At 59.2% G+C, this 15,171-nt stretch carries 14 protein-coding genes; 2 read left to right on the forward strand and 12 right to left on the reverse strand.

What is annotated here, in order from left to right; translation table 11 throughout:
- Positions 1 to 37: 37 nt before the first annotated feature.
- Genes IEX44_RS09685 through IEX44_RS09720 form a run of 8 tightly spaced genes read right to left on the reverse strand, consistent with a single transcriptional unit; the run spans position 38 to position 6,832 of the window.
- Positions 38 to 469, reverse strand: a complete 432-nt coding sequence (locus IEX44_RS09685; protein ID WP_188692399.1) for a nuclear transport factor 2 family protein — start codon at positions 467 to 469, stop codon at positions 38 to 40.
- Positions 466 to 1,254, reverse strand: coding sequence for an SDR family NAD(P)-dependent oxidoreductase (locus tag IEX44_RS09690; protein ID WP_188692401.1), 789 nt, complete (start codon positions 1,252 to 1,254; stop codon positions 466 to 468). The genes IEX44_RS09685 and IEX44_RS09690 overlap by 4 nt, the downstream gene beginning before the upstream one ends.
- Complete coding sequence (locus IEX44_RS09695) at positions 1,251 to 1,793, reverse strand: DUF3833 domain-containing protein (RefSeq protein ID WP_188692404.1); 543 nt, start codon at positions 1,791 to 1,793, stop codon at positions 1,251 to 1,253. Before IEX44_RS09695 ends, IEX44_RS09690 begins: the two co-directional genes overlap by 4 nt.
- Complete coding sequence (locus IEX44_RS09700) at positions 1,790 to 3,034, reverse strand: MFS transporter (RefSeq protein WP_188692405.1); 1,245 nt, start codon at positions 3,032 to 3,034, stop codon at positions 1,790 to 1,792. Before IEX44_RS09700 ends, IEX44_RS09695 begins: the two co-directional genes overlap by 4 nt.
- Positions 3,031 to 3,570, reverse strand: a complete 540-nt coding sequence (locus IEX44_RS09705; RefSeq protein WP_188692409.1) for a chalcone isomerase family protein — start codon at positions 3,568 to 3,570, stop codon at positions 3,031 to 3,033. The genes IEX44_RS09700 and IEX44_RS09705 overlap by 4 nt, the downstream gene beginning before the upstream one ends.
- Positions 3,536 to 4,750 (reverse strand): SAM-dependent methyltransferase, encoded by a 1,215-nt coding sequence (locus IEX44_RS09710; RefSeq protein WP_188692412.1) that lies wholly within the window; start codon positions 4,748 to 4,750, stop codon positions 3,536 to 3,538. The genes IEX44_RS09705 and IEX44_RS09710 overlap by 35 nt, the downstream gene beginning before the upstream one ends.
- Positions 4,747 to 5,529, reverse strand: coding sequence for a DUF1365 domain-containing protein (locus IEX44_RS09715; protein ID WP_188692415.1), 783 nt, complete (start codon positions 5,527 to 5,529; stop codon positions 4,747 to 4,749). Before IEX44_RS09715 ends, IEX44_RS09710 begins: the two co-directional genes overlap by 4 nt.
- A gap of 1 nt (position 5,530) precedes the next feature.
- Positions 5,531 to 6,832: an NAD(P)/FAD-dependent oxidoreductase gene (locus tag IEX44_RS09720; RefSeq protein ID WP_229678883.1), complete on the reverse strand. Its 1,302-nt coding sequence runs from the start codon at positions 6,830 to 6,832 to the stop codon at positions 5,531 to 5,533.
- Positions 6,833 to 6,971: 139 nt separating this feature from the next.
- On the opposite strand from IEX44_RS09720, the gene IEX44_RS09725 reads away from it, so the two are divergent.
- A complete protein-coding gene (locus IEX44_RS09725; protein ID WP_188692418.1) occupies positions 6,972 to 7,577 on the forward strand; it encodes a TetR/AcrR family transcriptional regulator in 606 nt (201 codons plus the stop codon).
- 338 nt (positions 7,578 to 7,915) lie between these two features.
- The gene (locus tag IEX44_RS09730) at positions 7,916 to 8,530 is read left to right on the forward strand and encodes a tyrosine-type recombinase/integrase (RefSeq protein WP_188692421.1); all 615 of its coding nucleotides are present in this window, start codon (positions 7,916 to 7,918) and stop codon (positions 8,528 to 8,530) included.
- Positions 8,531 to 8,843: 313 nt separating this feature from the next.
- Here IEX44_RS09730 and IEX44_RS09735 read toward each other — a convergent pair whose 3' ends face one another.
- The 4 genes from IEX44_RS09735 to IEX44_RS09750 form a co-directional block, all read right to left on the reverse strand.
- On the reverse strand, positions 8,844 to 10,274 hold the full coding sequence (locus tag IEX44_RS09735; protein ID WP_229678885.1) for a DUF1254 domain-containing protein: 1,431 nt from the start codon (positions 10,272 to 10,274) through the stop codon (positions 8,844 to 8,846).
- 176 nt (positions 10,275 to 10,450) lie between these two features.
- Entirely contained in the window at positions 10,451 to 11,263 is an 813-nt protein-coding gene (locus IEX44_RS09740) for a transporter family protein (protein WP_229678886.1), read from the reverse strand.
- 176 nt (positions 11,264 to 11,439) lie between these two features.
- Positions 11,440 to 12,948 (reverse strand): DUF1254 domain-containing protein, encoded by a 1,509-nt coding sequence (locus IEX44_RS09745; RefSeq protein WP_188692424.1) that lies wholly within the window; start codon positions 12,946 to 12,948, stop codon positions 11,440 to 11,442.
- A gap of 474 nt (positions 12,949 to 13,422) precedes the next feature.
- Complete coding sequence (locus IEX44_RS09750) at positions 13,423 to 14,853, reverse strand: DUF1254 domain-containing protein (protein ID WP_229678888.1); 1,431 nt, start codon at positions 14,851 to 14,853, stop codon at positions 13,423 to 13,425.
- Between the last annotated feature and the right edge of the window lie 318 nt (positions 14,854 to 15,171).

The following is a 15,171-nucleotide window of genomic DNA, read 5'->3' on the forward strand; positions in this document are numbered from 1 at the left end:
CTTCAGTGCACCAACGTCGGCTCCACACTCGTTGCGGTCATTGGCACCTGAATCGGCTTCGCAACCAGGTGACCGCACCACCAATAATGGGCATCTTGCCCCATAGGTCCTCGGCAGGGTCCCAGTAGTCGCGGTGATCCATCACCTTTCCTTCTTGATCGAATAACAGACGGGATGCGCCCTGAACCACATACTGGGCGCCCCTGATGCCGAACTCGAAATCCCAGGTGATCATCGCCCGGTCGTCATCAATGAGCACTTCCCGGATCACAAAGCGCGGATGCTCGGTGTGTTTGAACATGTGGGTGAAGATGTTCTCAATGGCCGCAATGCCGGCGACGTCGTTGAACGGGTCTTTGAACCGGGCGTCGGCGCTGTAAAAGCGGCGTGAGGAGGACACGGTCTGCGGGCTAAGGGTGGCATACCAGTCCAGCAGGTTTTGCAACGCCAGGTGGGTGTCGGGTTTCATGGGCGCTCCATCATGCGGTCTAGTGCCGCAAACCGCCAACGGCGGGGCAAATGGCTGAGCCAGCGTAGTGGCAGTGTAAAACGGCGCGGGAAGCTGATTTCGAACTGGCCTCGTGCCAGGCCATGCAGGATTCGCGTAGCAGCCTCATCGGCCGAAACCATGGCGGGCATGTTGAAGTGATTGCGGGCGGTGAGCGGTGTTTTGACAAAGCCCGGGTTAATCAATGTCACACCAAGGCCACGCGGATGCAGATCGCAGTAGAGGATTTCTGCCAGGTTGATCAGTGCCGCTTTGGTCGGACCGTATACCGTGGCATTGGGTAAGCCCATATACCCGGCCACGCTGGCAATGATCACCAGGTGCCCCTTACCCACCCGCAACATGCCCGGTAGCAGGGTTTCCAGCCCCAGGTAAACACTGGCCAGATTGACCTCTATGGTCCGTCTGGCTTGCTCGGCCGCGACTTGCCATACCCTTTGAGGGCGGTAGTCGGCCGCACAAAAGATAACGACATCCGGTCCGCCCCATGCGGACTCGATGATGTTGCGGTTCTGGGCCCAAAGCGTGGCGTCGGTGACATCCATGGGCAGGACAAGCGCCGTTTTGTTGGCGCCAGCGACATGAGTCAGTTTTTCCGCATTGCGGGCAGAAAGGGCGACCCGGGCACCGGCGGCCAGCAAGCGCGTGGCCAGCGCTGCGCCTATGCCGCTGGATGCGCCAATGATCCACACCCGTTTGCCAGGCAGCGTATCAAGCCGCGGATTCAGCGGTGCCAGGCCGATCATGATGGCGTGTCCGGGGGTAATTTGCGAAAAAACAGGGTCACCTGTCCGAGTTCAAAACCGAACTTGCGCATGCTGGTGCGGTTGATCAGGGTGTGCTGGTCTAGCAGATACATCCAGTCATCCATGTGCACATCAATGACTTTGTTATCAACGGGTAGCCGGAGCGTGTATTGCCAGTGCAGCGCATTGCCGCTGGCGTGACCGAGCGCCTCGCCGGCGATATCCTCTGCCGTGCCATGCCATGCATTGTCGGCGCTGCGCCAGAGCGTCCATTCCCGGTACGACTGGCTGCCATCGCTCCAGGAAAACGCTTCGTTCAGGACGAATTTGTCGCCACTGCGTTGCCCGCTAAGCACGACATGAAAGCGTTTCTCTACGGTGCCGTTGCGTTGCTGAAAAATCCCCCAGGCTTCACTTTTCCCGGCAAAGAATACTGCCGGATCAAGCACGGGCTGCTTTTGCGCATAGTGCGTGACATCGGGGCCCGCGCACGCTGCCAGCAGGAGGGTTAACGCAGTCAGAAGTTGGCGGGCGGTCATAATGCCCCCTGTTTGCGGATGATCCGGTACACGCACATCAGCGCAGCTGCTTTGCACATTGCTGGCAGCGCGCCGTACACCAGTGGCAAGGCCAGGGTGTTACCCGTGGCGTGCCCTGGTTGATAACCCAGGGCGGAGAGCAACGGTAGTGCAAAGCCGGCCGTGGCGGTGGAGAGTTTGAGTAGCAAACTCCAGTAGCCATACTGCGCCGGCATGCTCTCATCGGGCGCCAACAAGCGGGCCAACAACACTGGAGGGAGAGCCAGATCTGCGCCGACGGCAAAACCCGAGCACAGGCAAATCAGGGCGAAAGCCCGGGTTGCGCCTGCTGCCAGCCAACTGGCCCAGCTAAAACTGCACAGGGCCAGCAGCATGCCCAGTGCCCATGCGCGTGCCGGTCCCATCTGGCCAGACAGGCGGGACCAGACGGGCAAACCCAGCATGCCCGCCAGAAAATAAAGTGCCAGGTAACTGCCAGCCAGAGCCGGCACGCCCAAGTGGTCGTTGATATAAAACAGTACCAGCGTCGCTGGGAGTGCCACCGATAGCCCGTTGAGTACCACGGGCAGGGCCAGCCGCTTGATCGCGCCCGAGATATGGCTGCTGCCAGGCGCCGTGGCGCTGCTGACCAGCCAGGCCGGTGCCCAGCGCATCCAGGCGATCATGCCGAACAACAGACTACTGGCAAACACACCGTTAAACAGCGCCATGGCGTAGCGCGGGGTATAGCCGCGGCCTGCGGTCAGCCAGGTGGGCAAGGCACTTGCCAGCATCACACCGACCAGCCCGGCCCCCTCACGCCAGGCTGCGGCCCGGTTCTGGATACCTAACTGCGGGCTGAGCGCCGCACCCCAGCTTAACAAGCTGATATTGAGTATGGCGTGCGTGCTGTAAACACAAACCAGCGTCACCGCAAACCAGGTGGCCAGGGCGAGCGGCCCTGACACAGGCGGAAACCACAGCGCGCAGAAACTAATCATCATCAGCACGCCTGCCGGCCAGAGCAGCCGTTGCAAACTGCCAGCGCGGGCTAGCCCGCCGACCAGTCGCCCCAGGAAGGGATCTTGCAGGGTGTCAAACAACCGGGCGCCGACCAGCAGATAACCAATGGTGGAGAGCGGCAAGCCTGGCATGGCACTATACCAGGCCGGAGCCAGCACATAGACCGGTAGCGCCACCATGGCCAGCGGCAAGCCCATAGCGCCGTAGGCCGCTAGCCGGGCGGAAGTGTACGGGTTCATGGCGCCAACCCCAGTAGCCGGGCCCGCAAGGCCGGATCACGCGTGGCCGGGTCTAGCCAGATGCTGAAAAACGCGGTGGCGAACGATGCATCGTCAATGTGGGCTGTTTCGGTCTCGCCGTGATAAAAGCGCACGCCTTGTCCGGGCAGGTAAACGCCGGTGAGCTGGTCGCCCTTATCAACATCCACAAATGCGCTGAGCATGTATTGGCGCCAGCTGCCTAGCGTGGCCGCAGAGAGGGATGGGCCGTAAATCCGGCGCAACTCGTCAAGCGAACTTTCGGTAATCCGTTCGCGGCTGATGTGCTTGAAGTAGGTCAGTTGCAGGGCAAACGGGTGTGGGCGCACAAACGGCGCCTCTGTGCTGTAGAGCGCGGCGTTGTAAATATGAAAGCCGAGGTAACTGAACTCCCCCTGGCCAATTAACTGCGGCGTGCCCAGATCACTCTGCCAACTGGCCAGCGCGGGCACAGGCAAGGCGCACAGACCCCACAGCAGCCATTTACCGAGGGCGTTCGAGCATGAACTGGACGACATCGGTGCGTCCCTCATCAAAACCGGCTTCGCAATAGGCCAGGTACAGCTGCCAGGTGCGGATAAACGCCTCGTCAAACCCTTGCTGGCGCACTTCATGCAACTGGCTGTGAAAAGCATCGCGCCAGCGGCGCAGGGTTTCGGCGTAATCCGGGCCAAAGTGCAGGGCATGCACCAGCTGAAAACCCGCCTGGCTGGCTGCGGCGGTAAAGCGCTCCGGTGAGGGCAACAGCCCGCCAGGGAAGATGAACTCGCGGATGAAATCGCTACTGTGGCGATACGCCTCAAAGCGCTCGTCGGCAATGGTGATGGACTGCACCAGTGCTCTTGCCCCCGGTTTGAGCCTGGCCCGCAGGGTATCAAACCAGCGGGCCCAGAACGCCAGCCCGACGGCTTCAAACATTTCGATCGAGACTACGGCGTCATACTGGCCGGTAATGTCGCGGTAATCGCGCAACTCAATATGGGTGAGCGCTTGCAGGCTGGCGGTGTGCAGCCGTTGCTGCGCGATTTCCCATTGCGCTGGCGAGATCGTCACCCCATGCACATGGATGCCCTGCTGCGCCGCATGTTCGGCAAATCCACCCCAGCCACAGCCGATCTCCAGCACCCGCATGCCGGGCTTCAGACCCAGCTGGTCGATCACCCGCTGGTTCTTGGCGGCTTGCGCGTCAACCAGCGAGCGGGCGAAATCACCTTCGAACAACGCGCTGGAGTAACTCCAGCTTTCGTCCAGCCAGAGCCGGTAAAACGGATTGCCCAGGTCGTAATGCGCATGAATATTGCGCTGGCTGCCCCGGCGGGTATTGGGTCTGGCCCAATGGCGCAAGGCATACCAAAGCCGAGCCAGGCCAGTGCCTTGCACCGGCTGCGCCATCACCGCTTCATTGCGGATGGCCAGGCGGATCAATGTCGTCAGATCAGGCGAAGAGACCCAGCCGCGCTGCAAGGCATCGGCAAACCCGATATCGCCCGCCGTCAGAATCCGGCCACACGCCCGCCAGTCATGAATGGTCAACTCGGCCGACAGCGTGGTATTGGCATTGCCAAACAGTATTCGGCCATTACCGGGCAGATTGAGTAGCAAACAACCCGTGCTGATTTTGCGCAGCAGATGCAAAAACGTGCGGGCCAGCACGGGCGGTGCGGGTGCCTTGATGGCCAGGCTGCCTATCGAGCTCATTGTTTGTTCTCCGTAATGGCCATGGTCAGCGCTTGTTCTGGCGGCGCGGGCTTGCTGTTGAAAGGCACACGAGCCAGCCAGAGACGCAGTGCTTGCCAGTGGATACGGCCGATGACCATGAAGGTGAACAAGGGGTAACGGGCCAGCGCCCGCCAGAAGTTGTCGCTGGAAAACGGCAACAGTCGGCCGCCAATGGCGGTACGCAGTAAAACACCGTGCTCATCGTGGTAATCAATGGCGGTGAAGGTGGTGCCTGGGCCGCGTCTGATGCGAAAGCGGTATTCGCCCGTGGTCAGGCAAAAGGGCGAGACATGAAACACCTTGCGGCTGCAGAGCGCGGTGTTGGCGTCGACCACCCCGCCATCGGGCGCGGTCAGCACATAACAATGGTGCTCGCCAAAGGTGTTGTTGACCTCGGCCACCAAGGCACGCAGCTGCCCCTGGGCGTCATGGCAGTGCCAGAAGCTGACCGGGTTGAACACATAGCCCCAGAGCCGGGGGAAGGTATGTAGCTCGATCAGCCCGTCAACCTGCAAGCCAGCCTCGCCCAGCCTCTGCCGCACCCAGTGCACCGGATCACTGCCATCACGCGGGCCGTAATCTGCCCGCTGCACAGACAGCACCCGCCAGCGATCAACCGCAAACCACCAGCGTGGCGGCATGCGGGTCAGTTGGTCGGCATCAAGCACCACGCTGAACACCGGGTAGACAAAGCGCCGTTGTACTGGCCGCAAGCGCTGGTGCATGACCTGGCCGAACATGAAGCGAGCGTCGGGCATGTCACACCTCCACCAGGACCGGTTGCGGGCTGAAATCTCGGGCGATGCGCAAGGCGGACTTCAACCCGTCTTCATGAAAACCGTAGCCGGTCCAGGCTCCGGCAAACCAGATGTGCTGCTGGCCTTGCAACCCCGGCAAGCGCTGCTGCGCCGCTACAGCGGCCTGATCCAGCAGGGGGTGCTCATAACTGAACTCTGCCCATGTGTGCTCCGGGCGGGGTTCGGTTAGCGGGTTGAGGGTGACGATGACCGGGCGCTTGAAAGGCAGTGGCTGCAACTTGTTGATCAGGTAACTGACACAGACCGCCTGGCGGCCCGATTGGTCTTCTGCGCTGGCGTAGTTCCACGCCGCCCAGACCTTCTGCCGGCGTGGTAGTAGCAGCGGATCGCTGTGCAGCACGGCCCGGTTCGGGTTGTAGCGGATCGCCCCCAGAATCTCTCTTTCTTGCGCGGTGGCGTCATCACCCAGAATGCGCAGCGTGGTGGGGGCATGGGTGGCAAACACCACGGCATCAAACGCCATTTCACCGTCAGCGGTACGCAGCCTGACCCCGCTGGCGGAGCGGGTTACCGCGAGCACCGGTGTGCGCAGGCGGACATCCCATATGCCTTGCAGCAGCTTTTGCACATAAGTGCGACCGCCGCCTTGCACCGTGCGCCAGCGCGGGCGATTCATCAGTTGCAACAAGCCATGATTGGTACAGAACTGCAAGAAGCTCAGCGCCGGAAAACTCAGTACATCAGTCGTCGGGCACGACCAGATGGCCGCCGCCATGGGCAACAGATAGTCATCCCGAAAGGCCACGCCATAGCCACCGGCATCCAGTAACTGGCCCAGGCTTTGTTCGGCAATTGCGGGTTGGGTGAGCCAAGCTGCGCTGTTGCGGTTAAAGCGCAGGATATCTGCCAGCATGCCCAGAAAGCGCGGGTTGCACAGGTTGCCGCGGCGGGCGAATACGCTATCAAGACTGGTGCCGGCCCACTCTTGCCGGCCCTGACGGGTCGAGACGGAGAAGCTCATCTCACTGTCATGCCAAGCCACACCGAGGATGGCGAACAGGGCAATCAGATTCGGGTAGGTGCGCTCATTGAAGACCAGGAAACCGGTATCGACCGGATGGGTAACGCCATCAACGGTCACGTCGACCGTGTTGGTATGCCCACCGGCATACGAGGCGGCTTCGAACAGCGTGACATCGTGATCACGGCCGATCAGCCAGGCACTCGCCAGCCCGGAGATGCCGCCGCCCACCACAGCTACCCGCCGCCGTCCCTGGATCATCCCTTCGCGCAATATGCCCACTGAAAGCACCTTTATATCAGGCCAATCTCACCATGGAGACGGGAAGGTAAACGGCGCTTTACCGTTTTACATCCCGTGCTAACATGCAGTATGTGACTTCCATGTAAAAAATGCTACTACACAGTAAACAAAATTACCAATGAGTATTTTATCCAAACTCAGCTTCAAGGATCAGGCGTTCAAAATCCGGGAAATCGCCATTCTGGATGCGACGACCAGGCTGCTTGCCAGCAAGGGTTTTGACCTGATGACGCTGGACGACGTGGCGGTGGAGGTCGGTATCTCCAAGCCAAGTCTGTACAAGCACTTCAAGTCCAAAGATGACCTCGTGGGGGCGGCGATGATCCGCCTGCTGGATGGCGCGCTGGACTGGCTGGACAAAGTGCCGGCGGATACGCCCCCCTCTGGAACCTTGCGTGCGCTGCTGGCCTGGGCGCTTGAGACAAGGCTACAAGGCGGCTTGCCGCTGATGCCCTCAACCAGCCCTCAGGTCAGGGAGATGCTCACACGCAACATGCGTTACGTCACACGGGTGCTCAAGCTGAACAGCCGGCTGGAAAAACTGATCCGCCAAGCCCGCGCGGCCGGCCAGTTGCGCTCAGATCTGCCAGAGCAGGTCATTCTGTTCAGCTACTACTCCCGCACTTGCGATCCGGCGGTCGAGTACTTGCGGTTGTACGCAAAAATGAAAGATGCCGACATCATCAAGCATGTGCTGGATGCTTTTTTTGAAGGCGTGCGTTGATCTGGCGGTTGCCTGCCTTCAAAAAAAGCGGCCCGCCATGCCAGTCTGCTTCTTCCTCGGTGTTAGAACAGCCCCCTTCTTTTCCATCAACGAACAACTCGCACTGCGACCTCGCCCGGGATTTGAGTAGGGCTGCGATCCTGACTCCATGAGGCGCGCTGGATTCCAAAGACACGGGATGGCTGATTTCCAGTGCAAAGCAGACTTGCACTGGCGTGCGCACCAACGACCGCTCCGGCCGAACAGCCGCTGAATCCTGTCGGTTCGGATGAGCAGCAGCCCGCCGTCTGTGTGCGAACCAAATAATTGGACTCCTCTCAACCACCAAGGAGTCCGGCATGGAAACCATCTGTAAGCGAGAAGCCTGGAACAAGGGCAAGCTCGTGGGCCAGAAACCACCTCTCAGGTTGAAAGATATCTGGACGATTCGTATCTACCTTCAAAACACCCATGCTGTCCGCGACCTCGCCATGTTCAATTTGGCAATCGATAGCAAGTTGCGGGGGTGCGATCTCGTCAGTCTGCGCGTCCGCGATATCGCCCACGGGAGTCAAGTCCTTCCCCGAGCCATTGTCATTCAGAGAAAGACGCAAAGACCCGTACAGTTTGAAATGACTGAACCTACAAGAATGGCTGTCTCTGCCTGGTTGGACAAAACCAAACTGCGGGGAGATCAATATCTCTTTCCGAGCCGCCCAGCACCGGCGTTCCATATTTCAACACGGCAGTATGCGCGTATCGTGCATCACTGGGCTGACGCTGCCGGCCTTGACTCGTCGGTCTACGGGACACACTCGATGCGACGAACAAAAGCAACGCTGATCTACAAACGAACGAAAAACCTGCGTGCTATTCAACTGTTGCTTGGTCATTCCAAACTGGAAAGCACGGTCCGATACCTCGGTATCGAGGTGGATGATGCTCTGGAGATATCGGAGCAGACAGAAATATAGCTTCTAGCACCCGCTGCTCGACAATGTCGGGCAGCGGTAAAGTTTCGGCCAAAGCGGTCGGTGGGTGTTCCGTATGTGATCGGCAGCTTCCTGACTGCACCAGCCGGTCCATGGCCGTGGCGCCGGTCTAAAGGATTGAGAGTCCAATTCTGCTACTCAACTCCGGGGTGACGTTGGGTGTAACAGACGAGGTGAACCAGAAGATATTCAAGATGCTGGATTTTGAAGAGGTCACACTCTAACTCCCGGTCGATCTGGTCGATAAAAAAGCCCCGGCGCTGAGTGCGCAGGGGCTTTTTTTCTGGAGTGCCGACTATTTGGCTTCGCGCTCAAACTCGGGCAACTTCCACGTGCCAGACAAGACTTCTTCCTTGGGCTGGTAGATGCGCAGAATGGCGTAGAAACCGCCCTTGGGTGCGGGCAACCAGTTGGTGCCGTCGGTGGGTTTGTCGGCTGAGACGGTGACGGTAAAACCACCATCTGCGTCTTTCTTGATGCCCGGGGTGTCGCTACCAAACTTGTACCGGCTGATGGGATTCTCGATCAGCATTTTGGTCGTGGCATCGTAAATGGTCAGCGACCAGAAGGCGTTGTTGGGCGGCTCACCCGAGAACTTCACCTTATAGGCGTTGTTGCCATCCAGCGGCTGGTTCTGGCTGTCGGTATAACGCAGCGGGTACACCGCTTCTTTCTCGCCATTCCCACCCAGGTACGGGCCGGCCACCACCGCCCGGAATGGATAGTTGTACCCGAAATTGTCCATGCCCTTGTTGAAGCTCCAGCCCTGGCGGGACTCGGATATCTGCGTGACCGAGGCCACGGCAATGTACGGGGCATCTTCAACGGCGCGCATCAAGCCTTTCTTTTGCGCGTCGTTGAGTTTGCTCGGGTCAAAGCCCTTGTCGGTCAAGCCAATGCGCTCAAATTGCCCATACAGCGCCTTGTCATCCGGGCGCACCGGGTTGTCTTTCAGCACGGCGGCCAGTTGGGTATAGAAACCCAGCGGATCGTCACCGATCTCTGGCAGCGGCTTGAGCGAAGCGGCCGGTGCCTTCCAGTCTTTCTTGCCCAGCGCGGTGAGCGGGCGCAGATCAAACTGGTCTTGCAGGGCGTGCAGTTTGGTCATGTCCTCACCCGGCGAGACGCGCATGCGGCCCCACAGCCAGACCTTGCTGGTCTTGATATCCAGCCGTTTCACGCCAGCAGGCAGTTTGCCTTTCCAGCCCGGACCCACCAACGCAAAGCGGCCGGCTTTGGTGCCGGTGGTACGACGGCCGATATAGTGTTCCAGCTCTTGCCACATGTTGAAGGTATCGACCACGTAGTAGCGGTCATGGGTATCGGGTACCGACAACACATACGGGCCGTGCGACAGATCGACCACCGCGCTCAGGTAGGCGGTGTCGTTGTTGGCGGTGGGCATGTCCAGCGCCTTGGGCGTGGCCAGTTCACGCGCCCAGCCGATCTGGTTCATGGGGGCGCGGTAGCTGGTACTGGGCTTGGGATCTGGCACGTCGATGTACTCGCGCATGACGCGTTCCATACGCACCAGCGGGTAGCCCCAGATATAGGCCGACAAGCCCTGTTCGTAGGCATCGTATTCCATGCCTTTGGCGACGTTTTCCGGCGTGCCGGCGGTTTTCAGTATTGGATCGGGCCAGTCTTTGGCTTGGGCAAGCGGGCTAGCCGCCAGGCTTGCGGCAATCATGGCCATGACCAACAACGATTGACGAGCTTTAAACAATTGATCTCTCCTTGCGGGTTGGTGTGGTGACGCTTCTCGGTCAGCGTGCCTGAGCGTCGATCCAGGGGGATATGCGGAGCCTGCGCCGGGTGAGCAACACATGGCGGGCTCCCATCAGCATAGCCAGGCAAATGACGAGTGCAATCAACAGCCCTGGTGACAGCGAATAACCTTCTTTACTTGGGGAACAGCAGGGTCACGACCGCTCGCAGCCCCCAGCCATGCGCCCCGGAATCCGGCGAGGCGGCCCAGTAACGCACGCCGCCGCCCAGACTGACCGGCTGGTTGCCGAACTTCACGAGTTTGCTGACCATGCCATTGATGGGTACCGACCACTGCCGGTGGGTCCAGTCATAGGTGGATTCGGTGTTCAGGGTGTAGGTCCAGGCATCCTTGGTGGTGTAGGCCAGGAAGGGCTGCAAGAATGTCGAGTTCACCTCGGGACGGTCGCTTTGTCCGGCAAAAGACCAGATATGGTTGGCCAGCGCGCCGTAGGTCCAGCCGTGGTTTTGCCACAGCAATACGGCGGTAGGGCCAGCGCCCCATTTCTCGGCACCCAGCAGTTTGTTGGTGTCGGTGGGCAACAGCAGCACTGGGCCAACGCCCCAGATCAGGCCACTTTCAGTGGGCTTTTGCGGCGACAGGAAAAAGCTTTGCACCACGTCGCCAATCCCGCTTTGTGAGCCCGCACCCGGTGCGATATCACTTTGCGAGACCACCGGCACAATGGTGCGCGAAATCAGGTTCCATTCATCATTCAGATGAAACGGAATCACCGGCTGGAAGTTCAGTAGATATTTGTCGCCATCTCGCGACGGGCCGATGTCATCGTCGTAGTTGAACTGAAAGGGCACGCTGATCAAAGCCGCCACCGGGTTGCTCAGCTTCTGCGCGAGGTCTGAGTCACTGTCAGACCAGGCTTGGGCAGAAGATAGAGCCAGTACCATGCCGCTCAGGGCAGGCAAGACAAGTTGAATGCGTGTACGCATCGGTCTCTCCAGATTTTGACAGGGAAGGTGTGCGCAAAACCAGCGACACGACCTGGACTACCGCGTGGGCGGTCCAGGGTGTCCGGTCAGGCAAAGGCAGGGTGGCCTGCATTCGTGGCGGACCACTCAAGAGGTAAAACCGCAGAGCGCTTTACTACTGGAACAACCGCAAAGACTCAGCTCACCAGTTCAAAGTCCGGCATCTTGAAGATTTTCTGATTCATTTCATCCGTGGCCCCGTAAAAACGGAACGCAGGCAAAGGACGTTTGCCGCTGGTGGGAATCCAGTTTGCTTCCAGCCCGGCCGGTGCTTTGGGGCCGACGTAGAGCGTCACGCTGCCATCGCTGTTCTTTTTCATCTTGTCCATGTCGTAGGTCGAGAGCGTACTGCGGTTGGACTCGCTGTAGATGAACGAGAACGTGGCGCGGTCGTACACCGTCAAGGCCCAGAATTGCTTGACCGGCATGTGCAAAGGTACGTCCACTTTGTACAGCTTGCCGGCCTCCAGCAGTTTGCCGTTCTTGTCGGCCATGGCCATCATGTACTGGTTGGCCGGGGTGTCGGTTTCGACCTTGGGCATGTAGGTGCACCAGAAGTACTCGGCGGCACGTTCCGTCACGTCAACGCGATCTTCATAGGTGAACGTAAACGTCTTGTTTTTATCGGTCTGCATCAGCGACACGTAGTGCCGATCCGGCCAGAACACGCGTTTGACCATCTCGGTATCAAACCACCACTGCAGATAGAACCAGACATCAATGGCGGCCTGATGCATGGCGCGTTTGGCGGTGTCGTCCGGAGTGAACGGCTTGCCTTTCTCGATGCCCAGCGAGGTCAGCATGCCCATCATGACCTTGTCTTGCTCCTTGACCGGCTCGACCGACATGATCTCGTGCATGTCCTGGAAATGGCGCTCGTCGTAGAACGGCAGCGTGGGGTAACGCATGTCGATCGGATCAAGAAACCGTTGCTTGGGCGGATTGGCTGCTTCAGACAGGTAATACATGCGCAAACGTTGCGCATATTGGTATGCATCGGCCGCAGTCTTGCCCGCAGCGGGGACAGAGCGGAAGGCAAAGGCAACGCGGTAATTGGGCGACGGCACGTGGATGTAGCCAGCGGGGACGTCGCCTTTGAAGTCGGGTGGGGTAAACAGGATCTTGCCGCCTTTACCCTTGTCCAGACCGGACGGCCCCACATCGGCAATCGTGTATTGCCAGGCATCCACCACCTGCCCGTACAGGCTGCCATCGGGCCCGGCTGCGGGCAACTCCAGCACAACCGGCCCTTTGCGCAAATCGGTAAATGCGGAGATATACGGCGTCACGCTGTTGGCGGTGATGGCCTCCAGCTTCGGGGTTGCGGGGCGCGAATAGGTAATGATGTCGTTGTCTTTGAGGCCCAGTTCATCGATAGCCGCGCGCCGAAAACTGTAGATGGCAATCGCGGGCATGTTCCACAGAATGGCTTCAAAGGCGCGGTGGTATTTGACCTCGTAATCGAAATCCTTGATCGAGGTTTTGGCACCCGCAGGCGGCTGACCACCTAATGGCTCGCCCTTGGCACCCGCTGCGCCCGTCAGTTTGACGGGTTCGGTATCAGCCAGCGCTTCGCTGGTAGAAAGGGTCACTGTGCTTGCTACTGCCGTTGCTGCACTTGCCAGCAAAAAATTGCGTCTATCCACTTCGTTCTCCCCGGTCGATCCATTGCAAAAAAACAAGCGCCTCGACTGATGCGAGGTCTCCAAAGGCAATGAATTATCTTAGGCAGACATGCCGATTTGTGCCTGGGAGCCAAGAGGGCAGATGAGGATTATTCGACCACGCAGACAAGCCAGGGCCGATGGGCAACGGGACGATTGGTGTGGCAGCAATGGGTGGGGGAGCAGACGTTGAGGAACTGAAGTCGCCATGTCTGCTTCGGCCGATTTGCAGACAGCCATGGGGGCCCCCCGGTTTCATAGCCGCAACTGTCGACAGCATTACCCGGAATCAATCACACACATAATCAGAATCTGCAACACTTCAACCGATGAGATGAATCAGAACATCTTCAAGATGCCGGATTTTGAAGAGGGCACACTCTAACCCCCGGTTGATCTGGTCGATAAAAAAGCCCCGGCGCTGACTGCGTAGGGGCTTTTTTTCTGGCGGGCTGACTATTTGGCTTCGCGCTCAAACTCCGGCAACTTCCAGGCACCGGACAAGACTTCTTCCTTGGGCTGGTAAATGCGCAGAATGGCGTAGAAACCACCCTTGGGTGCGGGCAACCAGTTGGTGCCGTCGGTGGGTTTGTCGGCCGAGACGGTGACGGTAAAGCCACCATCTGCGTCTTTCTTGATGCCCGGGGTGTCGCTACCAAACTTGTAACGGCTGATGGGGTTCTCGATCAGCATTTTGGTGGTGGCGTCGTAAATGGTCAGCGACCAGAAGGCGTTGTTGGGCGGCTCACCCGAGAACTTCACCTTATAGGCGTTGTTGCCATCCAGCGGCTGGTTCTGGCTGTCGGTATAGCGCAGCGGGTAGACCGCTTCTTTCTCGCCATTGCCGCCCAGGTAGGGGCCGGCCACCACCGCCCGGAATGGATAGTTGTACCCGAAATTGTCCATGCCCTTGTTGAAGCTCCAGCCCTGGCGGGACTCGGATATCTGCGTGACCGAGGCCACGGCAATGTACGGGGCATCTTCAACGGCGCGCATCAAGCCTTTCTTTTGCGCGTCGTTGAGTTTGCTCGGGTCAAAGCCCTTGTCGGTCAAGCCAATGCGCTCAAATTGCCCGTAGAGCGCTTTGTCATCCGGGCGCACCGGGTTGTCTTTCAGCACGGCAGCCAGTTGGGTGTAGAAACCCAGCGGATCGTCACCGATATCCGGCAGCGGTGTCAGCGAGGCGGCCGGGGCTTTCCAGTCTTTCTTGCCCAGCGCGGACAGCGGACGCAGATCAAACTGGTCTTGCAGGGCGTGCAACTTGCTCATGTCCTCGCCCGGCGAAACGCGCATGCGGCCCCACAGCCAGACCTTGCTGGTCTTGATATCAAGGCGTTTCACCCCGGCCGGCAGTTTGCCTTTCCAGCCCGGCCCCACCAGCGCAAAGCGGCCAGCTTTGGTGCCGGTGGTGCGGCGGCCGATATAGTGTTCCAGCTCTTGCCACATGTTGAAGGTATCAATCACGTAATAGCGGTCGTGGGTGTCCGGCACCGACAACACATACGGACCTTTGGACAGATCAACCACCGCGCTCAGGTAAGCGGTGTCGTTGTTGGCCGTGGGCATGTCCAGCGCTTTGGGTGTCGCCAGTTCACGCGCCCAGCCGATCTGGTTCATTGGTGCGCGGTAGCTGGTGCTGGGCTTGGGGTCCGGCACGTCGATGTATTCGCGCATGACGCGTTCCATGCGCACCAGCGGATAGCCCCAGATATAGGCCGACAAGCCCTGTTCATAGGCGTCGTATTCCATACCTTTGGCCACGTTTTCTGGCGTGCCGGCGGTTTTCAGTATTGGATCGGGCCAGTCTTTGGCTTGCGCCAGCGGGCTGGCCGCCAGGCTCGCCGCAATCAGGGTCATGGCCAATAACGATTTACGGGCAGTAAACACTTTCAATTCTCCTGGAGCTTGCAGAAAGGCAGTGCCTATCCGGTGGATATAGGTATAGACGGACAGAAAAATATTGAGCGGACCGTCACATCAGCATAGCCAAGAGAAAAGTGAGCGCAATGTGCGACGCTCCAGGATCAGTACCGGGAGGGCTTGCGGGAGTTACATGGGGAATAGCGGCGAGTCGTCGGTCTCGGTCCCGTCTCCAATCCGGTGCATAGCCGACACTCGAGATCAGAGATACTAATGACTGCAATGGCCTGTGGATTCAACCGGTCGATGCAACACACTAGAACCTGCGCAGGCAGGAGGAGTGTG

Source organism: Silvimonas amylolytica (genome assembly GCF_014645555.1).
Taxonomy (GTDB): domain Bacteria; phylum Pseudomonadota; class Gammaproteobacteria; order Burkholderiales; family Chitinibacteraceae; genus Silvimonas; species Silvimonas amylolytica.

Coding starts and splice junctions, on each gene's coding strand:
- IEX44_RS09685 (WP_188692399.1), bottom strand. CDS start 469: ATGAAACCCGACACCCACCTGGCGTTGCAAAACCTGCTGGACTGGTAT.
- IEX44_RS09690 (WP_188692401.1), bottom strand. CDS start 1,254: ATGATCGGCCTGGCACCGCTGAATCCGCGGCTTGATACGCTGCCTGGC.
- IEX44_RS09695 (WP_188692404.1), bottom strand. CDS start 1,793: ATGACCGCCCGCCAACTTCTGACTGCGTTAACCCTCCTGCTGGCAGCG.
- IEX44_RS09700 (WP_188692405.1), bottom strand. CDS start 3,034: ATGAACCCGTACACTTCCGCCCGGCTAGCGGCCTACGGCGCTATGGGC.
- IEX44_RS09705 (WP_188692409.1), bottom strand. CDS start 3,570: ATGTCGTCCAGTTCATGCTCGAACGCCCTCGGTAAATGGCTGCTGTGG.
- IEX44_RS09710 (WP_188692412.1), bottom strand. CDS start 4,750: ATGAGCTCGATAGGCAGCCTGGCCATCAAGGCACCCGCACCGCCCGTG.
- IEX44_RS09715 (WP_188692415.1), bottom strand. CDS start 5,529: ATGCCCGACGCTCGCTTCATGTTCGGCCAGGTCATGCACCAGCGCTTG.
- IEX44_RS09725 (WP_188692418.1), top strand. CDS start 6,972: ATGAGTATTTTATCCAAACTCAGCTTCAAGGATCAGGCGTTCAAAATC.
- IEX44_RS09730 (WP_188692421.1), top strand. CDS start 7,916: ATGGAAACCATCTGTAAGCGAGAAGCCTGGAACAAGGGCAAGCTCGTG.
- IEX44_RS09740 (WP_229678886.1), bottom strand. CDS start 11,263: ATGCGTACACGCATTCAACTTGTCTTGCCTGCCCTGAGCGGCATGGTA.